The organism is Streptomyces sp. NBC_01591, from assembly GCF_035918155.1.
GTDB lineage: Bacteria > Actinomycetota > Actinomycetes > Streptomycetales > Streptomycetaceae > Streptomyces.
The window spans coordinates 253,244-278,731 of sequence record NZ_CP109328.1 but is presented as its reverse complement, the minus strand read 5'-3'; the positions used below and the strand labels follow the sequence as shown (position 1 = coordinate 278,731).

Annotated in this window: 22 protein-coding genes and 6 pseudogenes; 16 read left to right on the top strand and 12 right to left on the bottom strand. The window is 68.7% G+C overall.

The genetic code is table 11. The features are described 5' to 3' along the window. Positions 1 to 336: 336 nt before the first annotated feature. Entirely contained in the window at positions 337 to 624 is a 288-nt protein-coding gene (locus OG978_RS42230) for a hypothetical protein (RefSeq protein WP_326770395.1), read from the bottom strand. Positions 625 to 1,308: 684 nt separating this feature from the next. After that, positions 1,309 to 1,644 carry a helicase associated domain-containing protein gene (locus tag OG978_RS42225; protein WP_326770394.1) on the bottom strand — a complete coding sequence of 112 codons (336 nt, stop codon included), beginning with the start codon at positions 1,642 to 1,644 and terminating at the stop codon, positions 1,309 to 1,311. Positions 1,645 to 2,095: 451 nt separating this feature from the next. On the opposite strand from OG978_RS42225, the gene OG978_RS42220 reads away from it, so the two are divergent. Beyond that, positions 2,096 to 2,407 carry a hypothetical protein gene (locus OG978_RS42220; protein ID WP_326770393.1) on the top strand — a complete coding sequence of 104 codons (312 nt, stop codon included), beginning with the start codon at positions 2,096 to 2,098 and terminating at the stop codon, positions 2,405 to 2,407. Positions 2,408 to 2,815: 408 nt separating this feature from the next. On the opposite strand, the gene OG978_RS42215 is transcribed toward OG978_RS42220, so the two are convergent. Continuing rightward, entirely contained in the window at positions 2,816 to 3,388 is a 573-nt protein-coding gene (locus OG978_RS42215) for a trypsin-like serine protease (RefSeq protein WP_442817876.1), read from the bottom strand. After that, positions 3,273 to 3,533 (bottom strand): annotated as a pseudogene (locus OG978_RS48610) (trypsin-like serine protease); the annotation flags it as partial. The gene OG978_RS42215 and the pseudogene OG978_RS48610, both read right to left, overlap by 116 nt. A 384-nt stretch (positions 3,534 to 3,917) precedes the next feature. On the opposite strand from OG978_RS48610, the gene OG978_RS42210 reads away from it, so the two are divergent. From OG978_RS42210 to OG978_RS42200, 3 genes and pseudogenes are all read left to right on the top strand, one after another. After that, positions 3,918 to 5,150: an oxygenase MpaB family protein gene (locus OG978_RS42210; protein ID WP_326770391.1), complete on the top strand. Its 1,233-nt coding sequence runs from the start codon at positions 3,918 to 3,920 to the stop codon at positions 5,148 to 5,150. Between the two features lie 20 nt (positions 5,151 to 5,170). Then, positions 5,171 to 5,365, top strand: a pseudogene (locus OG978_RS42205) (DNA alkylation repair protein); the annotation flags it as partial. A gap of 313 nt (positions 5,366 to 5,678) precedes the next feature. Beyond that, positions 5,679 to 7,058, top strand: coding sequence for an IS1380 family transposase (locus OG978_RS42200; protein WP_326763650.1), 1,380 nt, complete (start codon positions 5,679 to 5,681; stop codon positions 7,056 to 7,058). A gap of 227 nt (positions 7,059 to 7,285) precedes the next feature. Here OG978_RS42200 and OG978_RS42195 read toward each other — a convergent pair whose 3' ends face one another. Together OG978_RS42195 and OG978_RS42190 are read right to left on the bottom strand one after the other, a co-directional pair. Continuing rightward, positions 7,286 to 8,080, bottom strand: a complete 795-nt coding sequence (locus tag OG978_RS42195) for an SMI1/KNR4 family protein (protein WP_326770390.1) — start codon at positions 8,078 to 8,080, stop codon at positions 7,286 to 7,288. A gap of 585 nt (positions 8,081 to 8,665) precedes the next feature. Beyond that, positions 8,666 to 8,905 (bottom strand): helicase associated domain-containing protein, encoded by a 240-nt coding sequence (locus OG978_RS42190; RefSeq protein WP_326771050.1) that lies wholly within the window; start codon positions 8,903 to 8,905, stop codon positions 8,666 to 8,668. Positions 8,906 to 9,014: 109 nt separating this feature from the next. Here OG978_RS42190 and OG978_RS42185 point away from each other — a divergent pair. From OG978_RS42185 to OG978_RS42170, 4 pseudogenes are all read left to right on the top strand, one after another. Next, positions 9,015 to 9,457: pseudogene (locus OG978_RS42185) on the top strand (transposase); the annotation flags it as partial. Positions 9,458 to 9,460: 3 nt separating this feature from the next. Continuing rightward, positions 9,461 to 9,631: pseudogene (locus OG978_RS42180) on the top strand (IS30 family transposase); the annotation flags it as partial. A gap of 8 nt (positions 9,632 to 9,639) precedes the next feature. Then, a pseudogene (locus tag OG978_RS42175) lies at positions 9,640 to 9,768 on the top strand (IS3 family transposase); the annotation flags it as partial. A 30-nt stretch (positions 9,769 to 9,798) separates the two neighbouring features. Then, positions 9,799 to 10,556: pseudogene (locus OG978_RS42170) on the top strand (IS6 family transposase). A gap of 273 nt (positions 10,557 to 10,829) precedes the next feature. On the opposite strand, the gene OG978_RS42165 reads toward OG978_RS42170, so the two are convergent. Continuing rightward, positions 10,830 to 11,351 carry a hypothetical protein gene (locus tag OG978_RS42165; RefSeq protein ID WP_326770389.1) on the bottom strand — a complete coding sequence of 174 codons (522 nt, stop codon included), beginning with the start codon at positions 11,349 to 11,351 and terminating at the stop codon, positions 10,830 to 10,832. 671 nt (positions 11,352 to 12,022) lie between these two features. Here OG978_RS42165 and OG978_RS42160 point away from each other — a divergent pair. The 4 genes from OG978_RS42160 to OG978_RS42145 are packed head-to-tail and all read left to right on the top strand — an operon-like array spanning position 12,023 to position 17,576. Further along, positions 12,023 to 13,393: a hypothetical protein gene (locus OG978_RS42160; RefSeq protein ID WP_326770388.1), complete on the top strand. Its 1,371-nt coding sequence runs from the start codon at positions 12,023 to 12,025 to the stop codon at positions 13,391 to 13,393. Continuing rightward, complete coding sequence (locus OG978_RS42155; protein ID WP_326770387.1) at positions 13,393 to 14,652, top strand: hypothetical protein; 1,260 nt, start codon at positions 13,393 to 13,395, stop codon at positions 14,650 to 14,652. The genes OG978_RS42160 and OG978_RS42155 overlap by 1 nt, the downstream gene beginning before the upstream one ends. Before the next feature lie 3 nt (positions 14,653 to 14,655). Next, positions 14,656 to 16,299: a hypothetical protein gene (locus tag OG978_RS42150; protein ID WP_326770386.1), complete on the top strand. Its 1,644-nt coding sequence runs from the start codon at positions 14,656 to 14,658 to the stop codon at positions 16,297 to 16,299. 11 nt (positions 16,300 to 16,310) lie between these two features. Next, entirely contained in the window at positions 16,311 to 17,576 is a 1,266-nt protein-coding gene (locus OG978_RS42145; RefSeq protein WP_326770385.1) for a CHAT domain-containing protein, read from the top strand. Here OG978_RS42145 and OG978_RS42140 read toward each other — a convergent pair. From OG978_RS42140 to OG978_RS42130, 3 genes are all read right to left on the bottom strand, one after another. Continuing rightward, on the bottom strand, positions 17,569 to 18,444 hold the full coding sequence (locus OG978_RS42140) for a DUF3592 domain-containing protein (RefSeq protein ID WP_326770384.1): 876 nt from the start codon (positions 18,442 to 18,444) through the stop codon (positions 17,569 to 17,571). The two genes, OG978_RS42145 and OG978_RS42140, sit on opposite strands and share 8 nt — an antisense overlap. A 35-nt stretch (positions 18,445 to 18,479) precedes the next feature. Continuing rightward, positions 18,480 to 19,205, bottom strand: coding sequence for a DUF6585 family protein (locus OG978_RS42135; protein WP_326770383.1), 726 nt, complete (start codon positions 19,203 to 19,205; stop codon positions 18,480 to 18,482). Between the two features lie 67 nt (positions 19,206 to 19,272). Next, complete coding sequence (locus OG978_RS42130) at positions 19,273 to 19,692, bottom strand: hypothetical protein (protein ID WP_266798933.1); 420 nt, start codon at positions 19,690 to 19,692, stop codon at positions 19,273 to 19,275. Between the two features lie 629 nt (positions 19,693 to 20,321). Here OG978_RS42130 and OG978_RS42125 point away from each other — a divergent pair. Together OG978_RS42125 and OG978_RS42120 are read left to right on the top strand one after the other, a co-directional pair. Further along, positions 20,322 to 20,645 carry a hypothetical protein gene (locus OG978_RS42125; RefSeq protein ID WP_326770382.1) on the top strand — a complete coding sequence of 108 codons (324 nt, stop codon included), beginning with the start codon at positions 20,322 to 20,324 and terminating at the stop codon, positions 20,643 to 20,645. Positions 20,646 to 20,955: 310 nt separating this feature from the next. Continuing rightward, on the top strand, positions 20,956 to 21,750 hold the full coding sequence (locus OG978_RS42120) for an IS5 family transposase (RefSeq protein ID WP_326770381.1): 795 nt from the start codon (positions 20,956 to 20,958) through the stop codon (positions 21,748 to 21,750). On the opposite strand, the gene OG978_RS42115 is transcribed toward OG978_RS42120, so the two are convergent. Continuing rightward, the gene (locus tag OG978_RS42115; RefSeq protein ID WP_326770380.1) at positions 21,698 to 22,225 is read right to left on the bottom strand and encodes a hypothetical protein; all 528 of its coding nucleotides are present in this window, start codon (positions 22,223 to 22,225) and stop codon (positions 21,698 to 21,700) included. The two genes, OG978_RS42120 and OG978_RS42115, sit on opposite strands and share 53 nt — an antisense overlap. A gap of 428 nt (positions 22,226 to 22,653) precedes the next feature. Next, positions 22,654 to 22,779: a hypothetical protein gene (locus tag OG978_RS42110; protein WP_326770379.1), complete on the bottom strand. Its 126-nt coding sequence runs from the start codon at positions 22,777 to 22,779 to the stop codon at positions 22,654 to 22,656. A gap of 494 nt (positions 22,780 to 23,273) precedes the next feature. Here OG978_RS42110 and OG978_RS42105 point away from each other — a divergent pair, with 494 nt between their 5' ends. Next, complete coding sequence (locus tag OG978_RS42105) at positions 23,274 to 23,936, top strand: ParA family protein (protein WP_326770378.1); 663 nt, start codon at positions 23,274 to 23,276, stop codon at positions 23,934 to 23,936. Between the two features lie 44 nt (positions 23,937 to 23,980). Continuing rightward, complete coding sequence (locus OG978_RS42100) at positions 23,981 to 25,042, top strand: ParB/RepB/Spo0J family partition protein (protein ID WP_326770377.1); 1,062 nt, start codon at positions 23,981 to 23,983, stop codon at positions 25,040 to 25,042. Positions 25,043 to 25,488: the final 446 nt, after the last annotated feature.

Here is a 25,488-nt window from a genome sequence, read left to right as displayed (position 1 = left end):
AGCACAGAACCAGGCAAGTTCGTCCCATCCGACACTGGGCACCAGGACCGCGAGCGACCCGACTCCGCCGATGAGGCAGAGTGCACCGCCAAGAACTGGTCCACCCGGCCCTGGTGTGGGTGTGTGCTCCCAATCGGTCATGGGGCCAGTATCCCAATACGAACGAGAAGCCGTGAGAATCCGACAGCTTCAGTGCGCACACAGAGCAGGAAGCGCGGCGCAGGCGGTGAAGCTTCGAAGCGTCACTGACCTCGATTCGACCTACGGGCCTGACGCGCATAAGGGCGATCCCGGCAAGCGGGGCCGACCGTTTCCGCCTCCTGGTCGTGACGCTTCTCAGAGGTGAAGGGCCTGGTTGAGTTCGTCGATGGTGGCGGCCCGCAGTTCCGGCGTGTATGCGGCGGTCACCTCGTCCGGGGTGACGCCGAGCCCGTGGGCGAGCTGCCCGGTCTGTGCGGGGGTGAGTCCGTTGGTCAGTGCGATCGACGCCCACACGAGGAAGAAGCGGCGCCGCGGGACGGTGACACCGTCCAGCTCGTCGACCGCGTCGAGGTCCCAGTTCATCAGCCGGGCGTGGTGAAGCAACCACTGGTAGAACTCACTGTCTCCTGGACTGGTCCGCATGGTTTTCTCCCTGATCGGGGCTGTGGAGCCATCGGTCCGCGACTTCGGCGGCCGCGGGCATAGGGTCATGACACCCTCGGGCCCGGAGCACGGCCTACTGAGGGCACGCCAGGCACAGTGGAAGAGAGTCGGGCAGCCGGACCAATCAAGCGTCTGCTGACTGTCAGGCTCGATAGCGGGCTCACCGTGACAGACATCGACCAGACGTACTTCACCGCCAACGAAGACTGAATCGAAGCAGATTCCGTAGCACCCCACACCCCTTGTGGGAACTGCTCCGGGCCGTACCACCACCTCACAACCCGACCTCGCTCTCCTGAAGCCGCGCGGCCGTGCCAGCGAGAGTCGGCCCAGGTGAGGGTGGGCGCGCGAGATGGCGGGGGCAGCGTCAGCGCAACGCTCTCATGTGTCCCCAGCTGCCACACGAACCCCGGCCTACGAGCCGCGCCGTGCGTGGCACGCGCAGCTGGCAGCGACGGGCGTGTCGCCGTCGACAACCACCGGATCGAGGGACCGGCCTCTGTGGCTGAGCCCGCTTCGCGTGCGGCGCCGCGCCCCGGTGCCGTCGCTGGCGACTCGCGTTCGCGGCACAGGGGGGCATACAGACGGTTTCAGGGCGTCAGGTGCTCGCCGTGCGTGCGGTGCTGACGGGCCGTCCCGGTCCTCACCGCCTGGTGCGGCGTTCTACCAGCGCATCCCGAGCTGATCGAGGTCTGTCCGGCGTTGTTCGGGGAGTTTCGCGGCGCGTTTGCGGACGTTGTCGAGCCACATGCCGAGCTTGACCACCACACCCCCGTCAGCGCCGTCCTGACGGCCTGTCGGGCTGTTCTCCGTCTCCAGGTGCTCGGTGTGCTTCCGAGGCACTCGAAAGTGTCCTTCCCGGGCGTGGAACTGCCGCGCCGCCGCGAGGTTGAGGGCCCACATGGTGCCCTGCGTCCGCTTCACCGGCCGCTCGTCCTCCTCGGCCGGTGTGATCTTGAGGGTGTTCTCCAGGATTGCACGGGCAAGAGCTGTCCCCACCCGAACCGCTGCGCGTCACCCAGCGTCCGAGGTCCTCGCCCTGGACGACGACGTCGCCCGCGGCCGCCGGCACCGGGCCGCTGGCCTGGACGTGGTTCTGGACGAGCGGAAGAACCGCTTCCACCGGGTGCCCCATACCGGGCACCGCTCCGGATCGATCGCGTCCAGCTTGTCCCGCCGCGCGCTCGGTCATCGCTCCGGCCGCCGACCGGACAGGACGGCCGGCCGCAGCTGTTCGTTCTCCCGCGCACTACGCGCCGCTGCCCGGGCGTTCTTCGCCCACGCCCCAATCGAGTTCCCGTCCCACGCCGTGGTGGTCGGAGAGAGGAAGTGCACGTGCACCGAGGCGTGCACGCGGGCGCCGGCTTCTCCGTTCGCCCAGTCCGCCTCCCGGAAGGGGCCGTGTCCTGCTGGTTCCTCTGACGTTGATCTCCACATGAAGTTTCGACTGATGACCGCTGTTGTCGCCGCCGTGGTGCTCACGCCGGCCGCTGCCGCCTCCGCCCACACCACCGAGGCAGTACCCCGCACAGCGAACGGGGGCGTCCTGAACTGCCGCACGTGGGTCGACGGATACAAGGGATTCGCGGACTGCACCAACAACACCCAGACCGCAGTCGCCTTCCGAGCCACCATCGTCTGCGGCGTCTGGCCGGACACCAACGGCCAGTGGATCACGCTGAACCCCGGCCAGCGCGGCACCTCCGAAGGCGAATGCGGTGGTGGCACAGGAGCAGGCAGCGCCAACTGGCAAGAAGGATGACCCTCCCCGACCTACCGCCGGTCAGGGGCCATCTCAGTGCCAGCGACGCTGCGGCCCCCTGCGCTGCGGTGCCAGCTGATCACACGCTGGAGCGATGACATCCGCGTGCATGCGAAGCCCCGGGCCGGGCACGGCTCGGGGCTTCGGCCTTCCCGCTCGGAGCCAGCCATCACTCACAGCACGCCCTCACGGAAATGAGCCAGAACCCGTTCTCGTGAACAGAGCCAGCCGAACCGAGAGCAATGCCTCGGCAGAAGGCCTACGTCGCCGCGCCGCGGCCCGGACGGCCACACGACCGACCCCGGACCCGGTCGCCAAGGTGTGGTGGGCCCGGTCCCATCCGGACCAGCACAGGGACCGTGATCAATCTCAGCGATTACCACGGCCGAAGTGACCTCCGACGCCGCGTTACTGCGATTCGATCCAGGTCTTGTACGCCGCTGTGCTGGTGTACACGTCGTCGGTGCCGTTGCCGCAGGGCGAGATCCTGCTGGTGGCCATGCCGAAGACGGTGCCGTCGGCTGCGGCAGGGGCGCCCGAGTCGCCCTTGCAGGTGCCCTGTCCCGGGGCGGGCCGGCCGCAGAACATGCCGTCCTGGAGGGCGTCGCCGACCTGGGAGCGGCAGCCGGCGGGCGTGTCCGCCTTCTCCTGGATCGCCTGGAGGGTTGTGGAGAGTGTGGGCGTGTCCGGCCCGGTGGCACCCCAGCCCGTCACGGTGAACTGGGTGCCCGGAGCCGGGTCCTGGCTGGCGAGCCGGGCGAACTGGACCCCGCCCTGCTGCAACGCGGCCGTTTGCAGAGTGATGACCGCTACGTCGGCGACCAGGGTGTTCGTGTCGAACCTGGGGGTGGATGGTGATCTTCGCGACTTTGCTGGCGGAGGGGAGATCGTCCCGGTTGGTGCCGCCCCATCGCACCTCCAGCTTGCTGGCCGTTGCGCCGTCGACGCAGTGGGCCGGGAGGACGACCTTGTTACTGGCAACCAGGGAGCCACTGCAGATCTGGGACAGGCTTCCGGTCCAGCCCTGTTCCCGGACGCTGACCTGATAGGGCGCGGTCTGCAAGGCGGCGTCCGATCCGCCGACGATGGCGGAGGCCGGGGTGGTGGCGGACAGCGCCAGGCACACCGAGGCGGCTGATGCAGTGACGATTTTGCGCAACACGTGACTTCTTCCCTGTTAAGCGCGGGCTGCGGCGGCAGTCCGCCGCCCGGTGATCAACGACCGCCCGCCCGATCGGACACCGGTCTCGGGGGACGGCCATCGGCACAGCGGCCAGCGAGCAGGTGATGGCCTGAGCGGCCCGGCCCGGCCGGGCACTCGGCACCCCACCGTCGTCGGGCAACTGCCGGGGCACCATCCCGCTCCTGTGCTCGCCGGTCTGTCGGGCGGCCCCGCGTTCTACCTCCCGGGCGAACGGCTCACGACGCGACAGAGATCATCTTCATCCGATCGAGCGGACCTCCCCATCCGTCGCGATACCAGCGGCATCACGTCGAGGAAGATCGACGGATGAGCGACGACAAGTCCCGACCTCACATTCTTGGTACGGCAGCAGTGGCCGGCGCGACAGCCCTCTTCGGCGCGGGGAGCACGACCGCGTCCGCGCAGGTCGCGCCGGATCCAGAGGACCTGCGGCTCACCGCGGCCGAGGCCGACCCCCAGGAGAAGGCCTACCTGGAGAGCCTGACACAGATCGCGGACCCGCCCTGCGACGAAGCGGTCACCGACCTCTTCCAGCGCGGGCAGGGCACGGCCGTCAACGAGGCGCTCAAGGGGTGGACGACCAACGGCCAGGCCGTGCCCGACGGGCTGCCCGCCAAGCTGCGCGACTTCCTGGAGTCGGCACGCCGGCTGCCCTCCTGGGCCGACCCGGCAGTGCTGGCCCAGGGGCAGAGGTTTGTGCGAGCCAACGCGCAGCAGATCTCGTTCACCGCGGTGCTGGACGTGACGCCCGAGCGAATGCGCTACCCCGCCGAGGCCGAAGCAATCTTCGGCATCGAGGGCCCGCACGACAACAAACAAGGTTTCGCCAAGGCGCTGCGCGGCGTGGGTTACACGCTGGTCGAGGACCCGTACGGCCCCACGGGGTCGGCGTTCGTCACGTCGGCACGGATCCGCATGGCGCACTCTGCGGTGCGTTACCTGCTGCACACGGAGGGCAACTGGGACACGGCGAAGTGGGGTGCGCCTCTGAGCCAGCTGGACATGATTGCCGAGTGGAACCTGTTCAGCAGCTACCTGGTCGACCAGCTGTACAAACTCAACGTGCACCCAAGTGAGCAGGATGCGGCGGTCTACCTTTACGTGTGGCGTGTGGCGGGACACCTGTTTGGGATGCCGGACGACAGCATGCCGGAGACTCTGGACGCGGCCCGCACAAGGGCGGCGGCGGTGGATGGTCTGTACGCGCAGGTGACACCACGGTCCGCGAAGTACGTGCAGGCGACCATCGAATACTTTGCGTCGCTGGCCGGACCGAAGGAGGCAACTGTTCCTCCTGCGACCGCGTTGGTGCGCTACATGATCGGTGACGCGGACGCCGACGCGTTCGGTCTCGCCCGGTCGTCATGGGACGCGGTCGTGCCGCTCGCCGTACCGGGCTTCTTCACCGCGACACAGGCCGGCGGACTCCCGACACCGTCCGCGACCATGACACAAATCGCCACCCAGATGGTCCGTCGCGCGCTGAACAACGGCAAGGACATCGACCTGACGATGCCGCTGCACCTGTACGGGCACTAGATGGTTGATTCCCAGGGATAGCCAACGGCAGCCGCACGCCCAAGGTCTTCAAACTCACCACGCGGTCCCTGGCTCCCGGCGAGACGTGGCGCGCGACACGCAGACACTCCTTCAAGCCGATCAGCACACGGCGCTACCACCCGGGTATCCATCTGGTGCAGCTCCAGGTCAACGGTCGATCCCACGGGGAAGCCTCGTTCACGCTGCTCTGCTGAGGGCAACCGCTAGTCGCCGACCTGGATCTCTGAGAGCCTGTCGGGTGGCCGATTATGCGTGAAGCGTGACGGTCGCGATCTGCCCTCCGGGCATGGCGACGGCCCCGGAATGATCACGTGGTGTGTGCCAGTGCGAAAACTCCGAGGCCGTCAGCGGCCCATGCTGTCCGTCCAGCCCAGCGTAAGCTTAACCTCGCGCTTTCATGAGCGTGCTCGTCCATGCCTTGATCAAATAAGCAGAGAGTGCTTCTGACCTGCAACGATGGGACTTGTCTAGGGTCCTGTTGGCTGCACGGAAAGAAGCACTCTCCAGGTGAGTAAGCGTATCGGGTTGTACCCACGTGTCCGCGTCGAGGGCGGCGGCAGAGGGGCGGTCTCGCAGGCCGGGGCGGTGCTGCTGGTCGAGACGGTCCGCACGTTGGGCCTGGACGATGCGATATCGGCGGCGCTGGCGCCCTGGCGCAAGCCGCGGACGATGCATGATCCGGGCAAGGTCCTGCTGGATATCGCACTCGCGACGGCTCTGGGCGGGGACTGCCTCGCTGATGTCGCCATGCTGCGGGCCGAGGCCGACGTGTTCGGTCCAGTGGCATCGGACCCCACGGTCTCCCGGCTCATCGACGCGCTCGCCGCGGCCGGGCCGAAGGCGCTCACCGCGATCCGCGCGGCACGAGCCGAAGTGCGCACGCGAGTATGGGAGTTGGCCGGTGAAGACAATCCGGCCGCCGGTGGCAGCGTGATCGTGGACATCGACGGCGTGCTGGTGCTTGCGCACTCCGAGAAGCAGGACGCCACCGCGACCTGGAAGAAGACCTTCGGTCACCATCCGCTCGTTGCGTTCGTCGACCACGGCCAGGCCGGTTCCGGGGAACCGGTGGCCGCGCTGCTGCGGCCTGGCAACGCAGGCTCCAACACCGCGAGCGATCACATCGAAACCACCCGCCTCGCCCTGGCCCAACTGCCCAAACACCTGCGGCGGGGACGGCAGACGCTGGTCCGCACCGACTCCGCCGGCGGCACCCACGCCTTCCTCGACTGGCTCTCCCGCCGCGGCCGGTGGCTGTCCTACTCGGTCGGAATGACCATCACCGACGCCATCCACCAGGCTGTGCTGAAGATCCCGAAACGGGCCTGGACACCGGCCTACGACTCCGACGGCACCGAACGGCCCGGCGCCTGGGTCGCAGAGATCACCGACATGCCCGACCTGAGCACCTGGCCCAAGGGCATGCGGCTGATCGTCCGCAAGGAACGGCCACACCCCGGCGCCCAGTTGCGCTTCACCGACGTTGACGGGCTGCGACTGACCTGCTTCGCGACCAACACAAAGGGCGGCCAGCTCGCCGACCTCGAACTGCGTCACCGCAGGCGGGCCCGCTGCGAGGACCGCATCCGAAACGCCCGCGATACCGGCCTGCGCAACCTGCCCCTGCACGACACAGCCCAGAACCGGATCTGGCTGGAGATCGTCTCCATCGCGCTCGACCTCCTCGCCTGGATGCCGATGCTCGCCCTGACAGGCGAAACCCGCCGTTGGGAGCCGAAGCGCCTCCGCCTCCGCTTGTTTTCCGCCGCCGCCCAGCTCGTGAACACCGGCCGCCGCCGCTGGCTCCGCCTGGCCGCCCGATGGCCCTGGACATCCGTGATCACCAGCGCCATGGACCGGCTCCAGGCCCTACCGAACCCCGGCTGACCAGTAAATTCACCCGTCCCAACAACCTGCACGACCACCCCGGGAGTGGAACCCGGCGCCCACCCGACGCGACAACCGGGCCACCAACATGCCCTCGCACATCCGCAACAGCAAAACGGCCCGACGGAAGAACCGACGGACCGTCATGCAAGATCGAGGTTAAGCTCAGACCGGGCTCGTAGCGTCGTGAATGAGCTTGCTGAGCCCTTTGCGGACGGGGTTGGCACTCAGCTCGCCAGTGTTTTGGGCAGCCCTTCAAGCCAGGCGGTGAAACTATCCGCGATTACCCGGACCTGTCTCTGCCCATGGGCGTAGTACAGGACTGGCGGGTCGTCCTGAGAGTCTTCTCGAACATCGAAGAGCACCTGGTCACCATCGGCTTCCAGCCAATAGTCGGCGATGCACAGCATGCCCAGGGAAGGCAGCGCGACCGACCTCGAGTCATGTACGAACGGATGACTTGAGGTCATTTGCAACGTGTCTCCCACGATGACTTCACGGGCGCATTGCAGGAAGACGCGGTAGGCCGCAGGAAGCCGAAGACCAAGCGAGTGTTCGAGCTGGTCCACCGCGACATCGTCGAGCCCTGGTCCGCAACTGTCGACTTCGCTGAGGCCAGCGGCAAGGAAAGCAGCGAAACGCGGGAAACGGACGGCGAGACTGGCGATCACCGGGCCGAAGCCCTCCGCCTTGCGTGCTGCCTCGGCAGCCTGCTCCTCGCGCAGACGGTCGATGACCTGCCTCCAAGCCATCTGATACCGATCAGACCGGTCGCAGGCAACGCCGAGGGCCTCAAGCACACGACAAGCGCCTTCCTGGCTGGTGACAGCGGCCCGGATGCCACCGAACTCGTCGCCGTGTCTAGGCTTGAGGCGAAGGAAAACGCCAGGCGAACTGAGCTCCTTTATCTGCTGTCCGTGCTGCGCCCACCAGGCAAGCCAGTCCTCCGGTGCTGTTCGTCCCTCAGCCAACGCTCGAAACTCGGTGACATAGCGGCCCAGCGGCCGATCTTGCTCGACCATCCTTCTCTCCTTGATCATGTGGCCCGGAGGCAGAGACTCTGCGAACACCGTCATACTCCCAGGTCCGCGGACTGCGGAGACCGTGCAGAGTGTGCCCATGACAGGTGAGGTGGCAACAATCGTCGCTGCCGCGATAGCGGCAATAGGCGCGCTCGTCGGAGTGTTCAGCGGCATCGTCGTTGGCCGGCGTCAAGTCGCGGATCAGGCGTCCGTCGAGCACGGGCCAGAACCTCCCGCCCCGCCACGTTCAGCACAACCTCGCTATCCGCCCGCACACCCCCGCCCTCATGCCGGGGCCGGGAACCGCGCCACCGCCAGTACGACCGCAGGGCTTTCGCCTCCATCCCGTAGCAGTCGGCGACCCGGTCGATCAGCGACGACGTCATCTCCCCGGCAAGAGGAGCGACACGAAAGACCCCAGGCACCACACCGCCGACACGGACAACCCCGCCACCATCAGACACCTGCACCCCTCTCGCTGTTACCTGGGCACCCAGACTGGTCCGAGCGGCATCAGGGCGTCCGGCAAAACAGCGAAGAACAGCCCCGTCGTCCGGGCAGAGGACGGTTCCCGCACGCCCACCTCTACCAGCGCATGCCGAGGGCATTGAGGTCCGCCCGCCGCTGCTCGGCGAGCTTCCCGGCCCTTTTGCGCACGTTGTCGAGCCATGTGCCGAGCTTGACCACCACGACCCCGTCAGCACCGTTCTGACGGCCCACCAAGCCCGCTTCCGTCCCCACCTGCTCGACGTGCTTCCGGGGCACACGAAGATGTCCCTCACATGCGTGGAACTGCCGTGCGGCTGCCAGGTTGAGAGCCCACATATCGTCTTGTGACCGCCGTACAGGGCGTTCGTCGTCCCCAACCGCCTCGATGCCGAGCATGAACCGTTCCGGATTCGGTAGAGACTCGATCGTTTGAGAGGATCGAGTCATGGCACGTCCTTCCCCTTACCCGCTTGAGCTGCGCCGTCGTGCGGTGCGAATGGTCGCCGAGGTGCGCCCGGAGTACGAAACCGAGTGGGCCGCGATGAAAGCGGTCGCCCAGAAACTGGGCATCGGCACGACCGAGACACTGCGCAAGTGGGTGCGACAGGACCAGATCGACGCCGGTGCCAGGCCCGGCACCACGAGCGAGGAATCGGCTGAGCTGAAGCGGCTGAAGAAGGAGAACGCCGAGCTGAAGCGGGCCAACGACATCCTCAAAGCCGCGGCGTCTTTCTTCGCGGCCGAGCTCGACCGGCCACACACACGCTCGTAGCGTTCATCGACGAGCACAAGGACCGCTTCGGCGGCGTCGAGCCGATCTGCCGGGTCCTCACCGACCACGACTGCAAGATCGCCCCCTCCACCTACTACGCCCACCACAAACGCCAGGGGTACTTTGCGAAGGGCACAGACCTGTCCCGATGGCAGACAGACGACCTCGCAGCCGTTGCGCTCGCCCTCAACAGCCGCCCCCGCAAAACCCTCGGATGGAAGACACCCGCTGAAGCCCTCAACGAACACCTGCTCTTGACTCAAGAAGCCGGTGTTGCGACAACCGATTGAGTCCGGGGCAATACCGAGCCATCCGCTACACCGAGCGCCTCGAAGAGGCCGACGCGGTGGCCTCGGTCGGATCTCGGGGCGATTCATACGATAACGCCCTCGCGGAAGCATTCAACAGCTTGTTCAAAGCCGAGCTGAGGCACTGTCACGTTGACTGGCCGGGTGGGATGATCTTCTGGTTGGTCGTGCCGGGGAGGGATTCGTTCGTGTCGTCCGCGTCGCCGTCGTACAAGGGCCACCGGTACCCGGTGGAGGTGATCGCGCACGCGGTATGGCTGTGCTTCCGCTTCCCGCTGTCCTTCCGCGAGGTCGAGGAGCTGATGCTCGAGCGCGGCGTCATCGTCTCCTACGAGACCATCCGCCGCTGGTCCGCCAAGTTCGGCCAGGCCTACGCGGACGGACTGCGCCGCCGTCGGCCACGGCCCGGGGACAAGTGGCACCTGGACGAGGTCTTCGTGAAGAACAACGGAGAGCAGAAGTACCTGTGGCGGGCCGTCGACCAGGACGGCAACGTGCTCGACATCCTCCTGCAGAGCCGCCGGGACAAGGCCGCGGCAGGACGCTTCTTCCGCCGCCTGATGAAGAAGACCCGTACGGTGCCGCGGGTGGTCGTCACCGACACGCTCCGTTCCTACGGCGCGGCGCACCGCGAGGTCATGCCCTCGGTGGAACACCGTTCCCACAAGGGCCTGAACAACCGGGCGGAGAACAGTCATCAGCCCACGCGGCAGCGTGAACGCGCCATGAAGGGATTCCGCTCCGTCGGCGGGGCCCAGCGGTTCCTGTCCGCGTTCAGCGGCATCTCACCCCACTTCCGCCCTCACCGCCACCTGATGACAGCCTCCGACCACGAGCCGAGATGACCGTCCGCTTCGCGATCTGGGACCAGATCACCCAAGCTGCCAGCCGGCCCACCACGGCCTGACCACAGGCCCGGACCGCGGGCCCCACCAGACCACGACGCACCATCAAGCACCTGCAACCCAACAACGTGACAGCACCTCGTGGACAGGCACGGACATCAGCCTGCCGAGTCGTCGGATACGGCCCCGGCACCGGGCAGCGGATGACGAACACCCCACTGTGCCCCGGCAATAAATTGTGCGGCACGCAGGATGAGGCCATGCCAACTCGGTTCGCTGGGGCTGCCGGGTCCTCTTCCGGGGCGCACGGGACGGGTGCTGACGGCTTCGGGCGTTCATGTCGGTGAGCTTGTGGGGTGCACCCCCAGGATGGTGCCGAGTCGGTCGACGACCGCGGCGTACTCGCTGTTGCCCTTGCTGATCTCTGACTTGGCCTTGGCGCTCTGGGCGGTGTCGTTGTTGAGGATGCCGCTGGCGCAGTCGGCTGAGCCCTGCTCCAGGTCGGCGAGGGCCAAGACCCACGAGGCTTGGGCAGGTGCGTCGGGGATGGGCTCGAAGGTCTTGAGAATGCGGACGTCGTGGGCGAGTTCGTTGCAGGCGCTCAGGACGATGCCAGCGTCGGAGGCCGCGGAGCCGGCGGTATATCTGGACAGGTCCCCGTCCAGGGATTTGAGGCCCGTGTGGTGGCGGCTGTCCTTGAACCACGCGACGACGGCGACGGGATCGGTGGCGGGAAGCGGCGTCGTGGGAGTGGCCGTTGCGCTACTGGCTTGAGAACTGCCGGTGGACGCGCTGCTGCACGCGGTGAGCGGCATCAAGGCGCAGGTGACGGCGAGGGCGAAGGCACGGACATGCATGGGAACCCCGGTGAGTCGAAGGTGGGCCGTGTAGCCGGGCCCTGATGGGTTGCGCACAATTCGTGTCCGGTCCGTTGTGTCCCGCTGATCCATGGCTGCGCCGGCGGTGAGGTGGACGGCGGCGCGTGCGTGGGCCGGCCGTGAGCACCCTTGCCGATTGCCACCCTCTTGGCGATCTCTGTGGCCCGCTCCTCGCGGCTGTTGCGACGCTCTCCGAGGATTCCCATGACGTTCGCTCCTCCTGGTGCTGTCAGGTCCCGGCGCGCCGGGGTTGGCGGGTGGCCGGAGGGCGACCTCGTCCTCGGCGTCCGGTAGAGACGAGACGGCGGCGACCACGACCTCGGCCCGGATGCCGCGTGCGGCGCTGTCGAGATCGCGGCGGGTACTGAGGGCTGACCGGACCTGGTCCTCGGCGTATACGGTCTCGAACGTGACCGGGTCGGTGCCGTAACCGAGTTCGGCCTGCTCGGGGTCTCCGGGCCGACAGCGCACCGGCTGTGGTGAGCCGGGCCACGCATACCTGCCGAGCGCGCCGGACGGTACGGATCGTCGTCTTGGCCATGGTCCCCTCCTCGCCGCCGGCCCTGCCTGACGATGTGGACGGTAGGGGGCCGATGGCACCTACCGATCCCAGATTCGCCCGGGTGTCCCGGACGCCGTAATCTCGTGCCATGCCGCCCCTGAGCCAGCCGACCAGCGAGCGTCGTCCGCGCGCCATGGTCATCGACAGGGCCTGGCGCGGCCTCGGGCCGGGGCTGGATTCGCTGAGCGGCCCCGGTGGTGCGCCGTTGACCCGGTCGGTCAAGCTGATCGTGCTGCCGCTGGTGGTCAGGCCGTCGCTGCGTCCGGAACTCGCGGCCGACTTCCTCGACCCGCGGGAGGCCGCGCTCCTCGAGGCGTTGATCCGGGAGGCCGGCGCGCGCCTTGCGGCAACGGCGCAGTGGTTCACACTGCTCAAGAAGTCCCGCCGGGCGCTGGGTATCGTGGCGGGCAACCCCCAGGACCTGTACTTCCAGCTCTGCTTCGAGCTGGCCACCGAGCACGGAGAGCCCTCAGCCGGTGCGGAAGCAGTGGCCAGGGCCGCCCTCGCGGATGTGGCTAATGCCGCCGGTGGGCGCACGGTGGAGGCGCTGAAGGACCATCTGGCCGACGCCGCCCGGCGCTCCCGGCTCGACGGAGACCTGGCCGCCGCCTGGGAGAGCCGTCAGACGGCTCCGGCCGGTGACGCCGGCGTGGCAGCCCATGCGGCGGCCGCAGTTCTCGAAGCCTGTGGGGCGCCAAGCCCGGAGAGGAATTCGTCGTCGTTTGAGGCCATGGTCGAGGGTGGATACGGAAGCCTGCTCGGCCGAGCCCTGTGGGCGCAGGCGAGCGGTGTCTGGGGACGCGACGATCTGCCGGCGCATCTGAAACTGACCGAGCATCAGGTGCCGCCGCGACCGGAGGTCGGCCGGGGTGCCTCGACCGCCACGCTTCCGGCGCCGCTGGACCGCACGCTCTTCGAGCGGCTCTTCGTCGTGTTGCAGTCGTCGGTGCGGCGCGAGGGGTTGCCGACGGTGCCGGAACTCGTCCGGCGGGAGGTCGGCCGCAGCTGCGCTCCGCTCGGTCTGCACGACGAGAGCCTGCGGGTTGCCGTGGTCCTCGGCGGTCGACTCGCGGTCGGCCTGGATCCGCTGGGCAGCGGGGAGTCCGTGCCGGGGCGGACGGCGGCGCACCGCGCCGTCAACAGCCGCTGGCAACGGGAGGCATCTGTCCTCCGCGCCCGCAGGATGACCGTTTCTCCCTGCCCCGACCCGGACGGCGGCGTGCTGGACGCGCTCGCCCGGGACCTTCGCACCCCGTGGGTCGCCTACATGCGGCGGCTGTGGGTGCGGCTGCACGGGCGGGATGTCCGCGACGCGCCGCTGAACGACATGGCGTCGGCCTGGGCACTGCTTGACGGGGTCGCCCGCTCGGTGATGATGGACCACCGCGCCAGGGTCCGCTCGGCGCTGCGCACGCTGTCGGCGACCGCCGCGCCGGCGGCCGAGCCGAGGAACGCGTAATGCCCGAGGCCAGCATGGACACCCATGTCACGCGAGCCGAGGACGGCACCGTACGGGTCGGCGACGAGCCCGCGGGGCCCGCCTTCACCCGGGCCGTTCTCGACGTCGCGGGCGCGGTTCTGACCTGGCCCGTCCTCGGTGCTCAGGGCCTGCCGGCGGCGCAGGTCCACGACGCGGGGCGGGCGCAGCAGTGGCTGTGGGCGCTCTACGGTGAGCGCGTCGCCGCCGCCGTGCACGGCTGCGAGGCGGGGGTGCCGGCCGGCGTGACGGTGGCGGCGGCGGAGGTGACCACTCTGGCGGGCGGTGCCGCCCGGCTCGCCTTCGGGCACTGGGCGGCCCGGTGGTGGCCGACGTCGTACATGGATGGGATAACGAAGCTCGAACCGGATGTGCTCGGACTGGAGTTGGCCGCGCTCACCCACCAGTGCCATCAGTTGTTCGACACCGCCTTCGGCGATCAGCCCGATGACTGCGCGGCCGAACTGATAGCGGAGTATCAGGCGGCGCTCGACCTGTTGGTCCGGTGGTGGCTCGCTCCAGCGCAGCCGACCGATACGGCGCATCACCTGGACAGCGTCCTACGGCTGATCGACGACGTGGCCGACAGCGCCGGGCTGGGCGGCCCGTCACTGCGTCACCTTCGGGCGTCCCTGGACCAGCGCCGTCCGGTCGGTACGTCGGTCGACCTCGGCACCCTCTTCGCGCGGCACAGGGGGTACGCCCTCGCGGCGGGCGATCCGCTCGTCGCGGGTGGCCGGGTGATCACCCGGGGCTCGGGCAGCAACGACTGGCGCCGCTACCCGCCCGGCTTCGTCGACGCCGCCGAGGACGCGGTGTCCTGGACCGCCCGCGCGGTCGGCGCCCGCCGCCGGATCGAGGTCGAGGTCGTCGCGGACGTCGCCGCGCCCGCCGCCGGAGCGCCCCTTGTGGCCGAGGTCCGGGTGGACGGCGGCCGGGCGGCCCGGGTGCCCCTCGTCCTGCGGGACGACCTGTGGACCGGCCACGCGGACCTGGACCTTGACGTGGGCCAGGACCTGCCGTCGGCCGCGATGCCGCCGCGCATCGAGGTCGCCGTCCTGTTCCCCGGCTTCGACCCGGGCCCCGGCGCCCCCGGCGACGCCGCCCATCGCGACGCGGTCCGCGCCCTGGCCCGGCAGCGGCTGGCGGCCGCGGCGCGGCCCTCGCCGTACGACGACACGCACCCGGGACCGTTCCTCGCCGAGATCGCCGCCGCCGCTGCCGTGGAGGAGGACTTCTAGCCCATGCCGGAAGACGAAGCCGAACAGGCAGAACAGCTGGCGGGACTGAGCTACGGCGAGCCCTTCGACAGCGGCCTCGAACTCGCTGAGCACCATCAACTGACCTCAGATCTCCCTGCCGCGCAGGCCGTCTACGAAGAACTGCTCACCCTCGCCGAGTCGTTCGAGGACTCTCCCGATGTGCGGCTCCTGCGGGGGCACTTGCTGTCCGATATCGGGACGGTCCAGCTCACGGCCACGGATCTGCCCGGCGCGGCCCTCTCCATCGAGCAGGCCCTCGGTCTGGTGCGGGGCGTCGCGTCCGTGCCGATGGGGCCGCGCGGCCGCCAACTGTGGCTGGAAGTCCTGCTGAAGACACTGCTGGCCAGGACCGAACTGATGCGCAGGACCGGGAGCCTGGACGAGGCGCAGGCGGCTGTGGACGAGGCGGCGACCCTGCTGGCCGAGTTGAACGATCCCGAGGGGCTGCGTACCGCGGAGATCGGCCAGACCCGGGTGCATCTGCTGGTGGACCGGAGCGAGTGGGGCGCGGCCGAGGAGCTGGCTTCGGCGCTGCTGTCCACCACGCCCGCGATCGTGCCGCATCTGCTGGACTGTCTGGGAATCATCTGCGCCTCGACCCGGCGGTTCGACCTGGCGGAGGACTACTTCGCCCGTGCGGATGACGGTTATCTGGCGCTGGGACACAACGCTGGGCGGCAGCAGCTGATCTCCCACCGGGCGTACGCCGCGATGCGCGCCGGCGACCTCGACCGCGCGGAACAGCTGTACGCCGAGGCCTCCGCGATCTTCGAACGGCAGGGCCAGTTCGAGGATCTCGCGGTCTGCGATCAGGCGCGTGCCTCCCTCGCCGAGCGCCGCGGCGACGCCACCGGCGCGAACGACCTGATGGCGTCGAGCCTGGCCCGCTTCGAACGGCTCGGCTCCGCGATCGCCGCCGCCGACACCATGCTGCTGGCCGCCCAGCAGGCGTACGACCGGGGCGACATCGCCGAGCTGCAGCGGCTGGCCCAGGCGGCGCGCGATGTGTACCAGGAGCGCGGGGTGTACGAGCGGTGCGCACAGGTGGACCTGACGCTCGCCCGGATCCTTGAGGACAACCTGAACCGGATCAACCCCGGCGACTACGAGCCGGCGTCGATCACCACCGCGATCGCCACCGCGATCTCCCTCGCGCTTCCCGTCGCGCTGGCGCTGGAGGCGGCACGCTACGACTTCGCCACCGCCCACGCGCGCAGCCAGTGGCTGGAACTGGCAGACGACGCCATGCGGCTGGCCTTCCGCCTCGTCAACCGCAGCGGCGATCAGGGGCTGCTCTTCGAACTGGTGGAACACCGCTGCGCGGGCGCCTCGCTGGTTCTGGGCCGCACCGACCGTACGCCGCCGGCTGCCCCCGGCGAGGGGACGGTCTTCCCGGACGCCGCCATGAAGACGTACGCGCCCGCCGACGGCCCGATGACGCTGGGCGGCGTGGCGGCCGAGGCCGCCGCCTCCGTCGGCCTGCGCGTCGCGCCGCCGCCGAGGGTGGTGATGTCACCGGAAACGGGCCGCATCGCGCTTGAGCAGTACATCAAGGCGGCCGAATTCCGCTATCACCGGCGGATCGTGAGCGAGGAGGAGGTGCTGTTCTGGTCGCCGACGGCCTGACCAACCGCCCGGTGGTCCAGGTCCGGCTGGCCGACGCCGGCGACCTGTACATGACCTGGACGTGGACGCGCGTGGCCCAGGGATTCGGCACCGGGCACGCGCCCTTCGAGGAGGTCGCCCAGGCGGTCCGCGCGCTGACCGCCGCACTGCCCGGCGCGGGCGAGGGGGCGGAGGGGATGCGGCGCGCCTTCGCGTCGGGTGCGATGGCCGCGTACGAGGCCGAACGCCGGCTCGCGCGCGTGCTGGCCGAGGCGTTGTGGCCGCCGGGCCTGACCGAGCAGATCCGCCACGTGTCGGAGCGCGCGGGCCGCCCGCTGGTGCGGATCCAGCCGTCGCCCCGGGTCGCCCAGGTCCCGTGGGAGGGGCTCGCCGTGGAGGATGACGATGACGGCAGCGGCGGTGACGTACGGCTCATCGACCTCGCGGACGTCGTGACCACCGCGCCGGCCTCGCTGCGGCGGCCCGGCGCCGCCACGCGTCCGGCACCGGACGCCGAAGCCGAAGCCGTCGTGCTCGTCCTCGACCCCCGGGTGCCCGGGTTCCGGGCTGACTCCCCGCTCGGCTCGGTGCTGGGTCCGCCCGGGGCGGACCCGGCGCTGCTGTCGCTCGTACAGCGCCGTCTCGACGCGGGCACCGTCGTGCCGCCCGTGGCCACTCCCGCCGAGGCGTTCCGCCGCACCGATCTGGACCGGGACTGGCTGGGCGGCGTGCTGAGGAAGGGGGCGCGCCGGCTGATGTACGTCGGGCATGTGAGCGGCGCGCCGGTCGAGAGCGGGCAGAGCGAGGACGGCACGCTTCATCTGTGCTGCGGTCCGGGAACCGATGGGCTGACGGATGTGATCCGCACCCACCGGCCGCTGTCGGCCAAGGATCTCCTCCTGGGCACGCTCCCCCTGCGGGCCGACGGCGTCCCCGGGGCCCAGCTGTGGCCCGCGCCCGCGCGCGTCGCCCTGATCGCCTGTGAGAGCGGCGGCGATCTGCGGTTCGCCGAGTCGTTCGGCCTGGCGTCCGCGATGATCCACAACGGTGCCGAACTGGTCACCGCCACCCGCTGGGTGCTGCCCACCAGCCTTGCCTTCCACCGGCTGGCCGACGTGCCCGAGCCCGTACGCCCGCTCACGGAGGCCGTCATCGCCGTCGACACCGCCCACGAACACCGCGACCCTGTGCACCGCCTCGGCGTCTGGCAGCGAGAGCAACTGGACCGCTGGCGCACCGGCGGCCGGATCGAACACTCGCCCCTGCTGTGGGCGGCCATGACCTGCATCGTCAGGTGACGGGCAAGAGGTGGTAGAGGGAGATCACGCCCGCCGCGACCGCCGCGATTCCGGCGAGCAGCAGTGTGACGATGAACCTGACGCTCGTCGCCCGCTCGCGGCGGTCGTGGTCGAGGTCGGGGGTGAGGACGGACGGGTCGGCGGGCGCGTAGTGGATCGTGAGATCGCGGTCGAGGGACAGGCTGGGGTCCGGGATGCCCTCGCGGCACAGCGCGGTGACAAGGATTCCCTCATGGGTGGTGAAGGCGACGACGGGAGCGTGGTTGACGATCTCGTCGCCCTCCCCGTCGGTGTAGACGTCCTTGGTGACGGCCACCACGCGGCCCGGGACGGCGACGGATTCGGCCAACAGAGCCGCGCGGGCGCGCGCAAGTTGACAGTCCCGGCTGATCGCGACGATGAGGAACAGCAGGCCACCGAGGCAGATCAGCCCTCTCGGCCAGCCCCACACGAAGAACGCCTGGATGACCAGCCCCACCAGCAGCAGGAAGACCGTGCAGTTCGGCCCGCCCATCCCTCGCGTCTCCCCCCACATGTCCAGCATCAGGTGGAACCGCTCCGGCCGCCCCTGTGGATAACGCACCGGGAACTCCCGGCCCACCCATGCTGTTTCCACCACGTGGCCGTTCTTCCCCGCGTGCCGCAGCCTGAACTCCCGCCCCGTGGCCGGGTCCTGGAACGCGACCGTCACTGGTATCCCGGGTCTCTTGGAGTCACCGTGGTCCGGCTGATGCACCTCCACCACCCGCGCCGTCACCCACACCGCCCGCTGTGGCCGCGTCACCCCGGCCAGTGAGCTCCCGTACCCGACCAGCGCCAGCCCCGTCGGCACCGTCCACCACAGGCCCAGCATCCCCTGACCGTCCATCCGAGTCTCCCGCCGTCCTTGGTGTGCTGCGTCCGCTACTGCGCGGAGAGGTTCTCGGCGATGGTCAGGAAGACATAGAGGTTCGCGATCCTGCTGACCGCGTCGGCATCCCAGGCATCGGATACGCCGGTTCGCATGACCCGGGCCCAGCCAGCCCTGAGCTGGATTTCCTGGACATCGGGCCAGGAGAGGAGACCCTTCTGCGCGGTGGCTATGCCGAGACCGGAGACCTCGAAGGCACCGAAGCGGACGGTCTCCCCCGCCAGTACCGCTTCCAGTAGTTTCGTCCCCTGGGCGTGGACCACGGCCTCCTGCATCCTGGACCCCCAGGTCTCGGGGTTCTCGAAGAACTCCGTGATCGTCGCGCTCGCGCCGGGGGCGAGAGCGACGTAGGTGCAGTGCCGGTAAGCCGGCGCACCGTTGGAGTACGTCTGGGTGATGTCCTGGTAGAGCCTGACGGAGTCCCAGCGAATGGCAACCAGGCCGTCGCCGGCCTGCGGTTGCGCGATCATCCCGTTCTCGAAGAGATGGAGTCGCTTGGAGGCCTGCTTCGGGTTGAAGTCCGGCAACTTGCGCAGCGTCCAGAGGTACACCAGGCCAGGGACCACGAACATGAGCAGCAGCGTGACAATCGCCAGCCAGATGGCGGCGGAGATCAGCTTGTTCAGGCGTTTGGGGGCGAAGGTGGTCTCCAGCGCGCCGAGGTTGTGACGGGCCGCCAGGTCTGCGGCCTCGGGCGTCAGAGCGGTCGGTGCTGCCATGAGTTGCTGCCTCGCGTCGGGTTGACCGGACCGAATGGAATGGCGAGCGGTCCGCAGGCGGCGTCGGTCAGGCCACCCCGCCGTAGAGGTAGCCGCCGGGATTCGCGGGATCGGCCAGCAGGAGTACCTGGTCGCCGGCACGGGGGATCTGCAGCTTGGACACCAGGGTCTGCAGGGTGACCTGGCCGCCCGCCGCTCCGGTCGGTTGGACGACAAGGTTCACCACCGGGTCAAAGTTGACCAGCTTGCCCGTGTCGCTGATCGACACGACGACCGCCGGGACGGTCGGTATCCCCGCGGCGAGCAACTGCTGGACCTCACCACCGGACTTGTAAGCGCCGATGGACTGCTGGACTTCGGCGAAGTTCTCGCTGCCCATGAACGCGCGCGTGGCCCGACCGTAGAAACCCTTGCCGCTGGCCACCTGGTCGACGATCTCCGCGGCCTTCTCCTCGCGGCTCCGGCGACGCCTGTCGAAGACTCCCATGACGCACTCTCCTCTGCACTGTTGGCTGCGGACTACCGACTGCGCACTGCCGACCGGGCAGTGCCGCCGAGTATGTCCTGACGGTGTGGACGCTAGGTGCGCTGCCGTGCCTACCGATCCCAGGTTCACGTCCCGGCGGGGCGGTGGGGGAGTAGGCGTCGGATTTTCTTGCAGACGGAGACGTGCTTGCGGCTCGCTCCGGTGAAGGGGGCGCGGTCCCAGTCCCGGAGGCGTTCGCGCACCCGCGTACCGGCGAGTTGCGCCATCAGATCAAGCTCGCTCGGCCAGGGGAGGGTCGGGCCTGGTACTCCGCCGGCTCACCTGAGGGCGTGTCATGCGATTGGACGGATGTCGAAGCGGGCCGGGCCCGACGCCGTCAGGTCGCCGCGCCGGTGGCGTCGCCGCGCGTGCCGGCGTTGGGCCGGCGGTCGAACCTGGGATCGGTAGGCGCCACCCGACCACGTATCGTCCGCACCGTCAGACAGGGCCGACGGCGAGGAGGGACCCGTGGTCAAGACGATCATCCGGGCGGTTCTGGCCGCGGGCCTGTCCGGCATCTCCTCGGCCCGGCGCGGTGCCCGCCATTCTACGATGCAAATCGTGGGACGCTTCGGAAAGCGTGGGTTCTCATGTCGGCCAGCTGGTTGTTGCTGATACCCGTCGCCGCTCTCGTGGTCATCGTGCTCGGTGCGATTGCTGTGCTGAAGCTGCAAAAGGTCTCGCTCGAGCGAAACGAGCCCAGGTCAGCGCCGGCACCACGCGCCGCGGCTCCGACCGGATTCCAGCAGTCGTCGCAGGAGAGCCGAGAGGAATTTGTGCGGAGGCACTGGCAGCGCCCCGGCGTGGTTGCCAACGGGGTGACCCTGGTCGATCTCTACGACCGCATCCGGGCCCTTGAGGAACGCGTCACCAGAGCCGAGCAGCATTCCGCGTCACCACCACCGCCTGACTGAACCAGGGTGGAGTCAATCGGTTGATGCAACAGCTGCTGTGACAAGCCGTTCCTCAACCGGTGTTGGAACGTGCGGGTCGAACAGGGTTCCTGGTCGGGTGATCTTTTGGTGGGCGGGGCATGAAGGCAGGGCCTCTTGGTAGCTCGGGGGTGCGATCCCATCCGAGCGGTTCCAGGAGGCCCTGTTGTCGCAGTTGTACGCGCCCGACCCCGTTGCCTTCAACTCGTCCCCTCCATCGTGTGATTGCCTCGCGCACGTGTACGGGAACGCGGCTGATCATCCTGATCGGGTGCGCCGGTATCCCTCGGACATGACGGATGCGGAGTGGGCGGCGGTGCGTCCGTTGCTGCCGGCTCCGGCCTGGATGGAGGGCAAGGGCGGGCAGCCCGAGGGCTACTGCCACCGCTGGATGATCGACGCGATCCGCTACCTGGTCGCGGGCGGGATTTCCTGGCGTGCGATGCCCGCGGACTTCCCGGCCTGGGGCCGGGTCTATGCCTTCTTCCGCCGGTGGCGGGAGCACGGGCTGGTCGCGGAGTTCCACGACCGGCTGCGTGGGAGGGTCCGTGAGCGCGAGGGCCGGGAGGCGGAGCCTTCGGCGGGGATCATCGACGCGCAGTCGGTGCGGGCCTCCGCCTTGGTGCCGGTTTCCTCGAGCGGGTACGACGGCGGGAAGAAGGTGCCGGGCCGCAAACGGCACATCGTGACCGACACGCTCGGCCTGCTGCTGGTCGTCGCGGTGACAGCCGCGAACGTCGGCGACCGGGACGCGGCCGTGCCCCTGCTACGACGACTGCGGTCGCTGCACCGGGAGATCACTCTGGTCTGGGCCGACGGCGGTTACACCGGCGGCCTTGTCTCCTGGTGCCGTCAGGAACTCGCGCTCACTCTGGAGGTCGTCAAGCGCACCGACGCCATGGAAGGCTTCGTGGTGCTGCCCCGCAGGTGGGTGGTGGAGCGCACGTTCGCGTGGCTGATGCATTCGCGCCGTCTGGCCCGTGACTACGAAACCCTGACCGCCACCAGCGAGGCCATGATCCAGTGGTCGATGATCACGCGGATGAGCCGCCGCCTGGCCCGGCCACGGGCCCGCGGACGGCGCTGAACATCCCCGACGCTTCCTGGACCAGCCATCCGCGCTCCGCCAGTCGCCTCGCCTTCGACCGCACGCCCTCCACCTTCGCCGGCGTCGGTTCCAGCCCCAGCATCACCGCAATTTCCTTGGCCTTCACCGGCTCCCGACCCGGCCGGTCCGCCAGCATGCCCAGGATCCGCTGGTAGTCCGGCGAGAGAGCCGTCGCCGACAGACCTTCCCGCCAGGACGGCACTGTCGTTCCCGGCAACGGCGCGGAAGCGGGCACTGATTCCGCTTCCGTCTCCGCCTCGGTCAGGGCGGTGGTCCCGGTAGCGGACGCGGCCAGGGCCTCGACGAGTTCCTCCCGCGCAATCACCCGCCGGTCCAGCTCGATCTCTGCAGCCTCCAGCGCCGCAGCCGCCCGGGCCGCCGCCTCCCGCAGATCCTCGACCCGCTCGCGAGCAGCCGATTCCCGCACCTCCAGCAACCCCAGAATCGACGCCACCGCACACCCCTCACCGAACCAGCGGAACAGAACGTCGGGACTCTCCCTCACTCCGACCGAAACAATGCCTGACCAGCGGAAATCAAACGATCACGTTCGGTTGAGATACGGCTTCTGAGACCGAACCAGGTCGACTGAGGCGGGACGGTCTCGGCCCGTTCGAAGACCCCGTCACTGGCCCGTCTCGACGGAGCTTGACCAGTCCCATCAAATTTTGATCGCGCCACGGTGAGCCGGTACGAGAATCAATGAAGTCAGGCGAAGGGGGTACTCAGGATTCCCAGCGGCATAGCTGGTTCTGTGAGCGCCTGGTCCGTCCTGCACCAGGCGATCGCGGCGCGAGCCCAGATACGCATCGCCATAGGCCCCTATGCGCTCGCGGGGCCGGCCTCCCCGGCCCCCACGACGGCCGCCGCCTCGAGCAGGGTTCAGCCGTCGACCTCCACCGCTCGCTGCTCCCCCGGCTGCCAGCCGCGGGCCAGCGCTACGTCGAGCAGGGCCCGGACGGCGCCCGGCTCGTGCAGGTTCAGGGACTCGCCCTGGGTGAGGCTCACCCCGCCGGAGCCCATGGGGGCCCCGCCCGGAACGTGCCGTCCCGGTCCGTCGGCGAAGACGATGCGCAGCGGGCCTCCGCTGCCGCCGGCTGTGGGGAGAGGGTGAGGGTCTGGCGGCAGTCCACGGACCGGCCGTCGCCGTCCCTGTCGTGGCTGTGGCGCATCGTCCACGTGTATATGCGCCCGTCGGCGACCAGTCGGCGGGGTTTCTTCGAACGGCGAGGCACAGAGCCAGGGCAGCACCTGATAGATGCACCCTGGAGAGGCGGGACTGAGGCGAGGCGTATACCGCGGTATACGCCTCGGCCCGTTCGGAGACTCCGTCACCCGACGGTTCGGGCAGCCGCGCTGATACTGCGTCCGCGTATACCGCGGTATACATTTTCGCCACGCGGAACATCCAGGGTGGTGCAAATGTCCGGATCGATCATCTGCAATGCTGTTCCAGTCCGAGTACCGAGAACCCCTCGGGAAGCACACGGAAACGGAGCATCATGGCCTCCTCCATTCTCGTTGTATCCACCGACCCACAGGGATCCACCATCTGGTGGGCCGACCGGATCGGCGACAACCTCCCCTTCGACTTCGCGACTGCCCACGAGGACCCCGACAGCCTCGCGGAACTCAAGAACCTGGGCGCTGAGATCCACGTCATCGCGAACCAGAAGGGTGGAGTCGGCAAGACGACCACCACGGTCAACCTGGCAGCAGTTACGCACGATGTTCTCGGAAGCAGCGACCAGCGGCAGCACATCTTCATCGACACCCCCGGCAGCCTTGAGAACGAGCACATCCTCGCGGCCGCACTCGACATCGCCGATGACGTCCTGGTCCCGCTCCCCCCGGAACCTCTTGCGTTCGACCCGACCGCGCGCACTATCACCCAGGTGATCGCACCCCGGGGGCTGCCGTACAAGGTCGTCGTCAATGCCTGGGATCCGCGCGACGGCAAGGCCGACCGCGATGAGACTCTTGAGTACATCGACGCCATGGGCTGGCCACGTGCCAACACCGTGATCCGCCGGTACAAGATTCATACCCGTGCGGCGGCCGAAGGCAAGGTCGTTACCCAGTACGCCGACAACGGCACCACGCTCCGAGCACGCGAAGACTACTTCCGGTTGGCGCTGGAGCTCGGATACGGAGGCCGCCGCTGATGGCTGGCCGACGACTCAACCTGGCCACCCTGGCCGGAGCAGCCGTGGAGAGCACCCCCGGCAGCAGCAAGCCCACTCTGGTTCACGTGGCGCCCGACCAGGTGGCGCCCACTCCCCTCAACCCCCGCCAGGACTTCGACCCAGTCAAGCTCGAAGAGCTCGGCAACAGCATGCGCACCGGGCAGCTTCAGCCTTGTGTCGGGATCACCCGGGCCCGCTACGTCAAGCTGTTCCCCGAACACGAGGAACTGCTGCCGGACTGCCGGATCGTCATGGCCGCAGGGGAGCGGCGATGGAAGGCTGCCGTCCACGTCGGACTCCCTACGCTCGACGTACACGTCCGCGAGGACATCGCCGAGTCCCGCGTCAGGTTCCTCGCGGCTGTTCTCACAGAGAACGTCGAGCGGTCGAACTTCAACTACATCGAAGAAGCCCGTGGTCTTCAGCAGATGCTGGAGATGACCAACGGCAACCAGACGCAGGCTGCAGAGAAGCTGCAGAAGTCGAAGCAGTGGTTCAGTCAGCGCATCGGTCTGTTGCGCCTCTCCGAGGAGATGCAAGCACTCGTCATCTCCGGCGAGCTCAAGGCGTTCCGTGACATGCGGATGTACTCGGCCATGCCGCCCAGCGATCAGCTCGCCGCGTGGAAAGCCGATCGGATGGCTGCGAAGCAGAAGGCGGACAGGAAGGGATCCCCCACGCCTGCCCCTAGCCCCATGCCTGCCCCCGGCCCCGCGCCTGCGAGAGAGACCGCCGCACCGGCACCCAAACCTGAGCCGGCGTATACCGCGGTATACACATCCTCCAGTTCGGAAGCAGGATCAGAGCAGCCCGTGCCGCGCGCAGAAGAGCCGCTGCCAGCCGAATCACCGGGAACTGTCCCGCTCGAAGCGTTGCCCGTCCCTGTGCCACGCGACGCCGCTCCTGAATCGCCCGAAGTCGAGCTGATCCCTGTCACAGAGCAGAAGCAGGCTCTGGCCAACTGGGAAAGGTGGTTTGACCGGCTGATGGGGGAACTGTCCGAGCTGGACCGGCACATGCTGACGAAGAAACTCCAGCGCGTGATGCTTAGTGAGACCAGCCGGGTCGAGGACTCCCAGGCATAGCGTCAAGCGTCATTGGCGGCCCCGTTCTTTCACCTGGTGGTGGGGGAGCGGGGCCGCTTTGTCGTGGCCTGGTCGGATTCAGTGGGCACCTACACCTGCCGGGGTTCTTCGGTCACACGGCTGACAGTCGAGGGGTTGCGGCCTGGATTGCCGAACTGGAGAGCCGAGGGAAAGGCAAGCAGAAGCAGCGGATGCACACGCAGCCTGCGGCCGTCTCGCGGCAGCCCCCGGAGCAGACCCGGTTTACCGCGGTAAACCAGAGCGAACCTGAAAGTGCAGGACCTTGAGACGGCCAAGCCCTCACCGGAACTGGAGACGCCGTCGGTCACTCCTGTTCAATCGACTGCCCCCAAGCCAGGCACTGAGGCGGCTGGACCGCCTGATCCGACGTTGCCGGAGCCTCGCCGGAAGCCATCGGCAGATCTGCCGGCTGCCGAGCATCCGGC